The sequence below is a fragment of the Pedobacter sp. 05L430 genome, assembly GCF_056397585.1.
On sequence record NZ_JBFTNT010000118.1, the window covers coordinates 1 to 11,629 of the forward strand.

At 37.5% G+C, this 11,629-nt stretch carries 13 protein-coding genes; 4 read left to right on the forward strand and 9 right to left on the reverse strand.

The annotated features are described in order from the left end of the window. Together AC1DG9_RS15625 and AC1DG9_RS15630 are read right to left on the reverse strand one after the other, a co-directional pair. Positions 1-727: PA domain-containing protein (locus AC1DG9_RS15625; protein WP_477634860.1), on the reverse strand; the 727-nt coding region annotated here is incomplete at its 3' end. Between the two features lie 49 nt (positions 728-776). Further along, positions 777-1,748: a polyprenyl synthetase family protein gene (locus tag AC1DG9_RS15630; RefSeq protein ID WP_337717228.1), complete on the reverse strand. Its 972-nt coding sequence runs from the start codon at positions 1,746-1,748 to the stop codon at positions 777-779. Positions 1,749-1,819: 71 nt separating this feature from the next. Here AC1DG9_RS15630 and AC1DG9_RS15635 point away from each other — a divergent pair, with 71 nt between their 5' ends. After that, a complete protein-coding gene (locus tag AC1DG9_RS15635) occupies positions 1,820-2,815 on the forward strand; it encodes an alpha/beta hydrolase (RefSeq protein ID WP_288882024.1) in 996 nt (331 codons plus the stop codon). A gap of 4 nt (positions 2,816-2,819) precedes the next feature. Here AC1DG9_RS15635 and AC1DG9_RS15640 read toward each other — a convergent pair whose 3' ends face one another. The 5 genes from AC1DG9_RS15640 to AC1DG9_RS15660 all read right to left on the reverse strand — a co-directional run bounded on the left by AC1DG9_RS15640 (position 2,820) and on the right by AC1DG9_RS15660 (position 8,228). After that, entirely contained in the window at positions 2,820-4,235 is a 1,416-nt protein-coding gene (locus AC1DG9_RS15640; protein ID WP_172661557.1) for an MBL fold metallo-hydrolase, read from the reverse strand. A 54-nt stretch (positions 4,236-4,289) separates the two neighbouring features. Further along, entirely contained in the window at positions 4,290-5,306 is a 1,017-nt protein-coding gene (locus AC1DG9_RS15645) for an asparaginase (protein ID WP_172661558.1), read from the reverse strand. A gap of 2 nt (positions 5,307-5,308) precedes the next feature. After that, complete coding sequence (locus tag AC1DG9_RS15650; RefSeq protein WP_172661559.1) at positions 5,309-6,076, reverse strand: TatD family hydrolase; 768 nt, start codon at positions 6,074-6,076, stop codon at positions 5,309-5,311. 106 nt (positions 6,077-6,182) lie between these two features. After that, complete coding sequence (locus tag AC1DG9_RS15655; RefSeq protein WP_172661560.1) at positions 6,183-7,184, reverse strand: FKBP-type peptidyl-prolyl cis-trans isomerase; 1,002 nt, start codon at positions 7,182-7,184, stop codon at positions 6,183-6,185. A gap of 33 nt (positions 7,185-7,217) precedes the next feature. Next, positions 7,218-8,228, reverse strand: coding sequence for a DHH family phosphoesterase (locus AC1DG9_RS15660; RefSeq protein WP_172661561.1), 1,011 nt, complete (start codon positions 8,226-8,228; stop codon positions 7,218-7,220). A 198-nt stretch (positions 8,229-8,426) separates the two neighbouring features. Between AC1DG9_RS15660 and AC1DG9_RS15665 the strand changes: the two genes are divergently transcribed. From AC1DG9_RS15665 to AC1DG9_RS15675, 3 genes are all read left to right on the forward strand, one after another. Next, a complete protein-coding gene (locus AC1DG9_RS15665) occupies positions 8,427-8,846 on the forward strand; it encodes a nucleoside-diphosphate kinase (RefSeq protein ID WP_477634861.1) in 420 nt (139 codons plus the stop codon). A gap of 91 nt (positions 8,847-8,937) precedes the next feature. Further along, positions 8,938-9,678, forward strand: a complete 741-nt coding sequence (locus AC1DG9_RS15670; protein WP_288882016.1) for an FKBP-type peptidyl-prolyl cis-trans isomerase — start codon at positions 8,938-8,940, stop codon at positions 9,676-9,678. 53 nt (positions 9,679-9,731) lie between these two features. Then, complete coding sequence (locus AC1DG9_RS15675; RefSeq protein WP_172661564.1) at positions 9,732-9,899, forward strand: hypothetical protein; 168 nt, start codon at positions 9,732-9,734, stop codon at positions 9,897-9,899. A gap of 14 nt (positions 9,900-9,913) precedes the next feature. Here the strand turns inward: AC1DG9_RS15675 and AC1DG9_RS15680 are convergent, their stop codons facing one another. Together AC1DG9_RS15680 and recF are read right to left on the reverse strand one after the other, a co-directional pair. After that, positions 9,914-10,204: a DciA family protein gene (locus AC1DG9_RS15680; protein ID WP_068891393.1), complete on the reverse strand. Its 291-nt coding sequence runs from the start codon at positions 10,202-10,204 to the stop codon at positions 9,914-9,916. Further along, on the reverse strand, positions 10,197-11,300 hold the full coding sequence (gene recF, locus AC1DG9_RS15685; RefSeq protein ID WP_477634862.1) for a DNA replication/repair protein RecF: 1,104 nt from the start codon (positions 11,298-11,300) through the stop codon (positions 10,197-10,199). The genes AC1DG9_RS15680 and recF overlap by 8 nt, the downstream gene beginning before the upstream one ends. Positions 11,301-11,629 lie beyond the last annotated feature (329 nt).

An 11,629-nucleotide genomic window follows, 5' to 3' on the forward strand; every position in this document is an offset into this window, starting at 1 on the left:
TAATTATACCAGAGAAATTGGTCATATCTATGCTTGCAAACTGTTTCTGGTTTTTTAGTTTTTCCTTAATACGCATCCCATTTTCAAAACCAATGCAAACAGCAGGTATCGGAATTAATTTTCCCGTTACAGAGGCTGTACCGGTAAGCAATACACCCCCTTTTACGCCATTAATAATGATAATTCCAGCAGCGCCGTACTTTGTAGCAATAGCCGTTTTTTCTGAACGATGAAGCGATGGAGTACCTTCGGGAGACCCAGGAAGCACACCTAAAAATACCAATGCTATTTTCCCCTTCACTTTGCCCGAGTCCTGTTTATAATCTTCTTCAAGACCGTTGCCTAAATCAACCAGCTCCGCCTTTACATTTGCTTTTACAGGGGAATGAGCAAGGGTTACCGATGTTATTGTAATTAGGCTGTCTGCCGAATCACCAACTTTAGTTTCATTGGTTAAGCGGCTCCAGCTTTCTACTTCAAACCCTTGGAATTTTACATCATAGCCATAAGATTTCAACAATTTATAGGCGTACTCTTCGGCCTTCGCGCCGTTAGCAGATCCTGTTAACCTGTGCCCTATTGATTCAGTGGCATTTTTTAAATTTATATACGCTTTAGATCCACTCTGAACTTCTTTATTGATTTTATCGAAAGCGGATCCAAAATCATCCTGCGCCTGAACTTTAATAAAGGCACAAAAAACAAGTAAAAAGAGAGAAATTCTCATAAAGGATATTTATAGTTYATGATAATATCATAACAGAAAAAAACGAAAATTATTTCTTACGCTCGGTAGTGTATCTTACCAGTTGCTCCAATCCGGTCCGTGCCTCGCCAGGCTCAAAGCTGTGCAGAATATCGAAAGCTTCCTGCTGATACTGCATCATTTTCTGATTGGCATAATGTACGCCGTCTTTTGCATTTACAAAATCGATAATCTCCTGAATTTTCACAGGATCATCCTGATGGTTCTTTACAAGACTAACGATTCGTTTCTTTTCAGCTTTTTCAGCCCGGTTTAAAGCGTAGATCAAAGGCAGTGTAACCTTTTTTTCCTTGATGTCTATTCCTAGCGGCTTTCCAACATCATCAGTTCCAAAATCAAAAGTATCGTCCTTAATCTGAAAAGCTATTCCAACCTTCTCACCAAATAGCCTCATCTTTTCTATGGTCTCATCATCAGCACCTGCAGAAGCTGCTCCACAAGCGCAACATGAAGCGATTAAAGATGCCGTCTTCTGTCTGATAACATCAAAATACAACGCCTCACTGATATCCATGCGCCTTACCTTCTCAATCTGCAGCAACTCACCCTCACTCATCTGTTTTACCGCCTCAGATACTATTTGCAGCAATCGGAACTCACCATTATTTACTGATAGCAATAAACCCTTAGCCAGCAAATAATCGCCAACTAATACGGCTATTTTATTTTTCCATAATGCATTAATAGAAAAGAACCCTCTTCTTTCATAAGCATTGTCAACTACATCATCATGAACCAGTGTGGCAGTATGAAGTAACTCTACTAATGCAGCCCCACGATGAGTAGATTCGATAATACCACCACAAAGTTTTGCAGCAAAAAAAACGAACATCGGACGGATCTGCTTACCCTTTCTTTTTACAATATAATGGGTAATACGGTCTAATAATGGAGCATCGCTATGCATCGAGTCTTTGAATTTTTCTTCGAAGACATCAATATCTTTTACTATTGGTAATTTTATCTGATCTATTCCAGGCATTCAGGTAAAAAATGTGTGTGCAAACATAAATTAAATTCCTTTAAAACCGTACTTTTAGTAAAAAGTTTAAGGTGAAAATAACATTAATAGTACTATCCTCTCTGCTAGCCCTGGCAATTGTGGTCTATCTGTTAGGCCCAAAACCTCAGCATCCACTTTATTCAACAAATCTCCCCGCAATTCCCCCAGTTGATAAACTCGAAGATTATGTTAAAAGTATAGAAAGTCGACATAAAATAAAACCAAATAATGAAGCTGAAATTGTTTGGGCTGATAATGCTGTCCATCAGCAAACGGAGTATGCAGTAGTCTATTTACATGGCTACTCGGCTTCAAAAGAAGAAGGAAATCCCGTTCATATAAATCTTGCTAAAAAAATAAAAGCAAATCTTTATCTCTCCCGACTAGCAGATCATGGTGTAGACACCGTTTCGGCAATGGAATACTCAACTGCCGATCGTTTATGGGAAAGCGCCAAACAAGCTCTTGAAATAGGAAAAAGATTAGGTAAAAAAGTGATTCTTGTTGGCACCTCTACTGGTGGTACACTGGCATTAAAGCTTGCAGCCACTTATCCGGATATTTATAGCGTTATTCTAATTTCGCCTAATGTGGCAATTAACGATAAGCTTGCTTTTCTTGCCAATAACCCATGGGGATTAGAAATGTCGAGATTGGTAATTGGCGGRAAAGAAAAAATAGTAGAAGGCAAGTCTGAAGAATATAAAAAGTACTGGTATACCCAGTATCGTCTGGAATCTGTGGTACAACTGGAAGAGCTGGTTGAAACAAGCATGACCGAAGAAACTTTTAACAAGATTAAACAACCACTATTACTTTTATACTACTATAAAAATGAGCAGGAACAGGATCCTGTCGTAAAGGTCGATGCGATGTTAAAAATGTATGATGAATTAGGAACACCAGCCAGCTTAAAAGCCAAGGTAGCCATCCCTAACGGAGGAAGTCATGTTCTTGGCTCTCATATTACTTCCAAAGATATTGAAAGTGTACAGAGGGCTATTGACAACTTCATTACAAATACTTTAAAGATCAAAACAAACTAAAATCTCAGTCTTTCATGGCTTTAGATGGGCAGGCAAAATCTGTCCGCTTCAACCCGGTAGATTTGATGGCTCCATATCCTCCTGCAATATCCACAACATGATCAACCCCTCTCGCTTTTAGTATAGATGCCGCTATCATAGAACGGTAGCCACCGGCGCAATGAATATAATAGGTTTGCTTAGTATCAATTTCCTTTGTCCATTCATTAATATAATCCAAAGGACGGGCCAGCGTATTCTCTAAATGCTCTGCTTCATATTCTCCTGGCTTCCTTACATCAAGGGCGTTCACATCAGGATCCGCATTTACGATATCTTCAAACGCTTCAGCAGAAATAGAAGTAATGATGTCTATATCCTTACCACTTGCTTCCCATGCGGCAATGCCGCCTTTCAGGTATCCAATAGTATTATCATAACCTACACGAGATAAACGGGTAATCGCTTCTTCTTCTTTTCCATCCTCAACAATTAACAATAAAGCTTGCTTCAGATCTGTAATTAAGGCACCTACCCACGGAGCAAATTGCCCGTTAAGACCAATATTTACCGACGAAGGAATAAACCCCTTAGCAAAAACCTGTGGATCCCTCGTATCTAGAATCACAGCTCCCGCATGATTAACCATCGCTTCAAACTCATCTGGGTTTAAGGGATTAAAACCCTTTTCATAAACATCATCAAAGCTCTCGTAACCATGTTTATTCATCTCAGCATTCTTGGCAAAGTACTGGGGTGGTGGTAAAATACCATCGGTCACTTCTTTTATAAACTGCTCTTTTGTTGCCGCCTTAAGTGCATAGTTTACTTCCTTTTGATGCCCCAGAGTATCAAAAGTTTCCTTACTCATGTTTTTCCCACAGGCAGAACCAGCGCCGTGTGCAGGGTATACCAGCACATCATCTGGTAAGGTTAATATTTTATTATGCAATGAATCATATAGCGTAGCCGCCATGTCCTCAACAGTTAAAGAACCTTGCTGAGCCAGATCTGGCCTGCCTACATCACCAATAAACAAGGTATCACCTGTAAAAATGCAATAAGACTTACCTTCTTTATCGGTCAGCAAATAAGTTGTAGACTCCGGCGTATGTCCGGGTGTATGCAAAGCAGTAATCGTCAAATCCCCAACTTTAAATTGCTCTCCATCTTTGGCAATATGGGATTTAAAAGATGTTTTAGCAGTTGGCCCGTATACAATATCAGCACCAGATTTCTCTGCTAAATCTATGTGTCCGGATACAAAATCTGCATGAAAATGTGTTTCAAAAATATACTTAATCTTCGCTCTATCTTTCTCCGCTTTCTTTAAATATGGCTCAACTTCACGCAAAGGATCAATTATAGCAGCCTCGCCATTACTCTCAATATAGTAAGCCGCTTCTGCCAAACAACCCGTATAGATCTGTTCAATATTCATATACAAATTTAAGATTATAATCTTTCAGCATAAAACCTACGTCGCAAATTTACTTTAAACAGTTAATTCCCCTCTTAAAGGCTTTTCTATTAAGCGCACCAGTTCACTTTTTTCCAGACCCTGCCCCATAAGGTACATTAATTTGGTAGTGGTAGCCTCAAACGTCATATCATAACCGCTCACCACTCCCATCTGTTGCAGCTTTTTACTTGTTTGATACATTCCTAGCTCAACTGAGCCACGCTGACATTGAGTAATATCTATGATCACCTTACCCTTATTAATCGCTTTTTGCAGGCATTCAATAAACCAGTCGGCAGTAGTCGTATTTCCCGAGCCAAAAGTTTCTAAAATAATAGCATCTACCGGAGAATCGGTTATTGCTTTAACTGCCTGAGGTGAAATCCCCGGATACAGTTTCAAAACACCAATATTTGGATTAAATTTCAAATTTACTTTTAACGGCTTCTCCGGCTGAGGTAAAATATAGTTCTTAAAAAAAGAAAGTGTTACTCCTGCTTCTGCCAGAATAGGATAATTTGGCGATCGAAAAGCTTCAAATTTTTCAGCGTTGTATTTTATTGACCTGTTTCCTCTGAACAACTGATAATCAAAATAGATACACACTTCAGGGATCATTGCCTTTCCGTTTGTTTTGGTAGCAGCTATTTCCAGTGCAGTAATTAAATTCTCTTTTGCATCGGTCCTGATTTCTCCAATAGGGAGCTGAGAACCTGTAAGCACTACCGGTTTCCCAAGGTTTTCGAGCATAAAACTTAAAGCAGATGCGGTAAAAGCCATTGTATCTGATCCATGCAAAATCACAAAACCATCAAACTCGTCATATTTATCATAAATCAACTGAGCAATATCAGCCCAGATCTCCGGTGTCATGTTAGAGGAATCGAGGATAGGATCAAACGAATACACATCAAGATCATAGTTCAACCGCTTTAGTTCAGGAACATTTTGTTGAATTTGCTTAAAATCAAAAGGAATCAGCGTCCCGGTTTTGGGATCATTAACCATTCCAATTGTACCACCGGTATAAATAATAAGTATTCTGGTCATTACTAAACTTTAAAAATGCTGATGGAATTGGCTGTAGTTACTGAAGCAATCTCTTCTACACTTGTATTATAGATTTCAGCCAGCTTTTCTGCAATATGAATAAGGTAACTACTTTCGTTAGGCTTTCCTCTAAAAGGAACAGGGGCTAAATACGGAGAATCAGTTTCTAACACAATATTAGCAAGCGGGATATCTTTTAACACTTCGTCAAGTCCCGATTTTTTATACGTAACCACACCTCCTATACCTAAGTAAAACCCAAGTTCTATAGCATGTTTAGCCTGTTCCAGGTTCCCTGTAAAACAATGAAAAATCCCTCTTAGCTTTTTGTCCTTCTCTTGCTCCAATACTTCAAAAACCTCATTAAAGGCTTCCCTGCAATGAATAACGATAGGCAAATCAAGATCCTTAGCCCAATTAATCTGTTCTATAAAAGCAATTTTCTGAATCTCTAAAGTTGCTTTATCCCAGTAAAGATCAATCCCTATTTCGCCTATAGCATAAATCTCTCTATCCACAATACTTTGGCAAATTTCATCCAATACCAGTTCGTAATCCTCCTTCACCTCACAAGGATGCAGGCCTGCCATCGCAAAACAATTTTTAGGGTATTTCTTCACCATGGCATCTATACTTGCAATCGAAGCAATATCAACATTGGGCAGAAACAATCGCTCTATATTATTATCAAAGCAACGCTGCATAAGCAATGCTTGTTTCTCTTCGTCTGTTTCGTAATACAGGTGTGTATGGGTATCTGTTAAAAGCATGAGCAAAGTTAACAAAAAACCACAGTAAGCTGATAATAACAAAAAGGGGGTGTATCATAAAAATGACACACCCCCTTTTAATCTCGCTGTATATACAGCTAAAATATTATTTTTTCACTGGAGCTGCAGGAGTTATTGGAGCAATAGTTGCACCAGCCTGAGCTGTTGGTTTTTTAATATCTACAATCTCAATGTCAAAGCAAAGAGGAGAGAAAGGAGTAATTCCAGCTTGTGGCTGACCGCCTTCTCCGTAACCTAATGCAGAAGGAATAATTACAGTGATTTTTCCACCTTTACCAATTAATTGATAAGCCTCATCAAATCCTGGGATTGCTGCACCGATAGTAAACGGACGTGGAGCATATTTTGCCATAGCATTGTATTTTCCAGCTGCTTTAGCAACAGATTCAACCGAAGTGTCAAAAATATTGTCTTTACCGTCTGCTTTTTTATTAAGCAATTTACCAGTGTAGTTTAACATAATTGTATCACCCGCAACTGGTTTTTGAGCATTACCCGGAGCATTAATTACATACTGTAATCCTGATGCAGTAGTTTGCGTTTTAAGGTTATTGTCAGCAATGAATTTTTTGATTTTACCAGCTTCAGAATCTTTCAATTTAGCTATAGTAGCTTGATAATCTTTTTGGAAAAACTCCTGAGCTTTCTTTTGGAAAGTTGTATCTGCCTCGCCAGCAGCCTTTTTCAATACTTTTTCTATTTTAACAGTAAACACCATATAGGTATCTTTTGCATTTGCTGGTGGTTTTGGCTGACCAGAGTGCTTAGCCATAGTATCAAGGTTTAACTTAAACGTTGCACTATCACCTTCACCAAATAAATAAAGTACATCGTTCATATCGCCATCATAAGCTTTTTTCCCAACAGGAAATACTTGTGGCTGACCTAAATCGAACGTGCTTACAATTGTCGAATCTTTTTCAGTTTTTTGGATAAAGTTGATTTTAACAATATCACCTTCTTTAATTTTTTCGTTTCCTCCAGATTTGTGTATCTGATACATCAAACCTCCCGGTCCTTTTTTGTAGTTGTTACAAGCAGCTAACCCAAGTGTTGCTGCGAAAAGAATTACTATACCTTTCTTCATGTGGTTGTTTATAAATTATTTTTTGGTTTTTATTTATTGTAATAATTGTGTTTTATATTCTATCAATACCGATTTAAATTGCGCTATTGTATCCTCTAAATTCTTATCCGAAAATCCTCCTGCCGCATTCCTGTGTCCACCACCATTAAAATATTTCTTGCAAATTTCATTAGCAGGAAAATCCCCGGTGGAGCGCAAAGATAATTTAACTTTATCAGTTCTTTCAATAATAAATGCGGCAAGCCTGATCCCGTTTATAGATAAGGCATAGTTTACTATCCCCTCTGTATCTCCTGTAGCTATATTATATTCGTTTAATTCTTCTTTAGTAACAGAAATAATTGCGGTATTAAACTCTCGTAGTATCTCTAACTTGTTACTTATACAGTGGCCTAAAAATCTTAACCTGTTTTCAGTAGCATTATCATAAACCAACTGATGGATCTTCCAATGCTCCGCTCCCAGATCTATCAGATCAGCTGCCATGCGGTATACTGCAGATGTTGCTGATGGGAATCTGAAAGAACCAGAATCTGTCATTAAACCGGTATAAAGGCAGGTAGCAATGTCTTTGTTCATCCTTGCTCCATCTCCAAGCTCATCTACAATAAACTCATAAACCAACTGAGCCGCAGCACATGCACTAATACTCCAATGACGATAGTCGTCAAAATCTTCAGGCTCCAGGTGATGATCTATCATTAATTTATAAGCACTTGAAGCTCTAACCAACTCACCAAGTTCATTAATTCTGGTAAGGCTATTAAAATCCAGACAAAAGATCATTGCAGCATCGGCAACTAATTCTGCTGAGTGCTCAGGCTGTTCCGTATAAATGATTACATCAGAGTTATTAGGAAGCCAATGCAAAAAATATGGGTAATCAGTAGGTGTAATCACCTTAACGTGATGCCCCAATTGAATCAAATAAGCATATAAGCCCAAAGAAGAGCCCATTGCATCACCATCAGGTTTATGATGGGTAGTGATCACTATTTTTTGCGGCGTAGCCAGCAACGACTTTATTTCTGAAATGGATAACATAATTTTCGGTCGCAAAGCTAACGAATTAATATTTAATGATTAATTGAACCTATTATATTTCCTCTATAATCCAATTTATTTACAAGATAGAGGTGATATCGAATTGTTTTGTTTTATGCAACGGCAAGTATATATAAATTTCAAACTTTAATATTAACAGTATAAAACGTAATTTTGCAAAAAATTTGAAATAAAAAAATGACAACGAACAGAACTTTTACCATGATCAAGCCTGATGCTGTTGCAAACGGGCATATCGGCGCAATTATTAATGATATAACTACAGCTGGTTTTAAAATCATCGCACTAAAATACACTCAATTAACGCCTGAAACTGCTGGTAAATTTTATGAAGTACATAAAGAACGTCCTTTTTACGCAGATTTAGTAAGCTTTATGTCGTCTGGACCTATCGTTGCTGCTATTTTAGAAAAGGATAATGCAATTGAAGATTTCAGAACACTTATCGGAGYTACCAACCCTGCAGAAGCAGCTGAAGGTACTATCCGCAGAAAATATGCAAAATCTATCGATGCAAATGCTGTTCACGGTTCAGATTCAAATGAAAACGCTGCTATAGAAGGCGATTTCTTCTTTACCGCTGCTGAGCGTTTCTAGTAAGATCTTTTATTATCCTGCATGTTCAAAATTTTATTAACATGCAGGGTAATAATCATAAGTTTGTACCTTTCGGAACAAATTTATTAAAATGAAGAAGATCGCTATCGCACTTTTATTACCACTATGCTCAGTTGCAGCACTTGCTCAGACAAGCAAAAAGCCTACCACCACTACCAAAAAAGCTACCGCTACTAAAAGCGTACAAAAACCAATCGCCAAACCTGCATTTAAAACTACGCTAGACTCGGCAAGTTATTCTTTCGGAATAACAATGGCTAGCAGTATGAAAAAAGACGGTTTAAATGCCCTTAATTACGACTTATTAGTTCAAGGTCTGAAAGACGCCTTTAATGATAAGCCTTTCGCTTTAACAACACAAGGTTCACAATCTGCCATCAACAATCTATTTGCAACCTTAAGTAAAAAGAAGTTCGGACCAGCAATTGCCGAAGGCACAGCATTTCTGGAAAACAACAAAAAACAACCCGGAGTTCAGGTTACAGCAACTGGATTACAATACCAGGTAATTACAAAAGGCACAGGTATTATGCCCAAAGCTACAGACTCAGTTCTTGTACATTATAAAGGTACCCTATTAAACGGAAAACAGTTTGATAGCTCGTACGATAGAGGTGAGCCTATTTCATTCCCGCTTAACAACGTTATTGCCGGATGGACAGAAGGAGTACAATTAATGCCGGCTGGTTCAAAATATAAATTCTTTATACCATACAACCTTGCCTATGGCGAACGTGGGGCTGGTCAGGACATTCCTCCTTACAGCACACTGGTTTTTGAAATTGAGCTTCTTAAGGTAAACGGCAAGTAAATCTAAAACCATTATCATAAGATTTTGTTACATACATTAAAAACATAAAGCTTATGATGACCAAAAGATTTTTCCCACTCGCAATTATTGCATTTCTATCAACCACATTAGCCAGCTGTGAATTAATTCAAGGAATTTTTAAAGCAGGCGTTTGGACCGGAGTAATCGTTGTTGTTCTGGTACTGGCGCTAATCATTTGGTTGATCAGCAGAATATTTTAAGTTAAGTAAAAACACTACAGAAACACAATATCTGTAATCACCTCAGTGCCGGCATGTTCATTTATCTTTTGAATAATGCCGGCTCTAACCATCAGCAATTCATTTTTAACAACCGACGATTCGATTCTCACAAACAATTTCTTGTGTGCAATGTAAATCTGCGTAGTTCGGTTCGCTACAGCTTTACCCATTAATTCTGGCCAAAAAGCAACTACAGAGGTTTCATCAAACCGGCCTTTTAGTCTGTATACATTCAGTAATTTACCAATACCTTCYTTTAAGGTAATATCATTAGGTTTACGCATGATTTACTGATCCGTTATTTACTTCAAATAATGTTACCGGCACGTTTATCTTATTAAACAAAGCCAAAACTCTCTCTCTTCCTGTATCGGTTATAAAAATCTGTCCAAAGTCCTGATGAGAAACCATTTCCATTAATTTATGCATCCTGTTGTCATCAAGTTTATCAAAAATATCGTCTAACAACAGCAAGGGCTTAAACCCTTTATGTTTCTGAAGATAAGCATATTGCGCCAATTTTAATGCAATTAAAAACGATTTTTGTTGCCCTTGCGAACCAAACTTCTTTAAAGGCATTTCTGTAATGGTAAATATCAGATCATCTTTATGAATTCCGGTGGTAGTTCTCTCTAAAATCTTATCCTTTTCTATAGATTGTGCAAGCAACTGTTCAAAAGGAGTATCACTTAACTGGCTCTGGTATTGCAAACTTACCTGCTCATTATCATCTGTTAAAAACTGATAATACTTATCAAACAGTGGAATAAAATCAAGCATAAATTGTTTCCGCTTGGCAAAAATCTTTAGTCCCGACTGAACCAGTTGCTCATTATAAATCTCCAACAAAGTTGGATCATAGCTTCTTGTTATTCCTATCTGCTTAAATAGCGCATTGCGATTCAACAGATGGCGGTTATATAAAATAAGTTCATCTAAATAGTGGGTATCTGTTTGCGAGATCACATTATCCATAAAACGTCTCCGTTCCTCACTCCCATCAGTAATAATATTGGTATCGTAAGGAGAAATCATCACCAAAGGGAACAGCCCAATATGATCAGCTAATTTATCGTACTCTTTTTTATTTCTTTTAAACTGTTTCTTCTGGTTTCGTTTAACACCGCAGGTTATTTTCTCATTCTTCTCTTTCCGGTCAAAATCACCCTGTATTAAAAAAAGATCCTCGGCTGTTTTAATCTGTTGACTGTCAATTGGATTAAAATAACCCTTACAAAGGCATAAATAATGTATTGCATCCAGCAAATTAGTTTTACCGGCGCCATTGTTTCCCACAAACGCATTTACTGTTTTGGAAAAACTAATACTAGCATCTGCGTAGTTCTTAAAATTTAGGAGTGTAATATTCYTTAACCACATATTATCTGAAGCCAAAGTTACCGTTTAGCTTTGTTAAATCGGGTCGATACATGCCTATTTATTTACCCACAAACTTTCCCCATTTTGATGGCAGTTTAACATGCCTCAGCAACATATTGGTTCTAATTAACGCTCAGTTCATTAAACTTTATTTAAATACTCAAAAAAGAGGTTGATACTTTAATGTAAAAATGTATTTTTGCAGTCCTTAATTTTTTTAAATAAAATGTCCACAACAGAAAAAGAAATAAATCAACAGGTAAGAAAGGGTTCTTTTTTACAAGAAAACTCAAAAAGCCTTTTGTTCATTGCAGGTGCTATCATTGTAC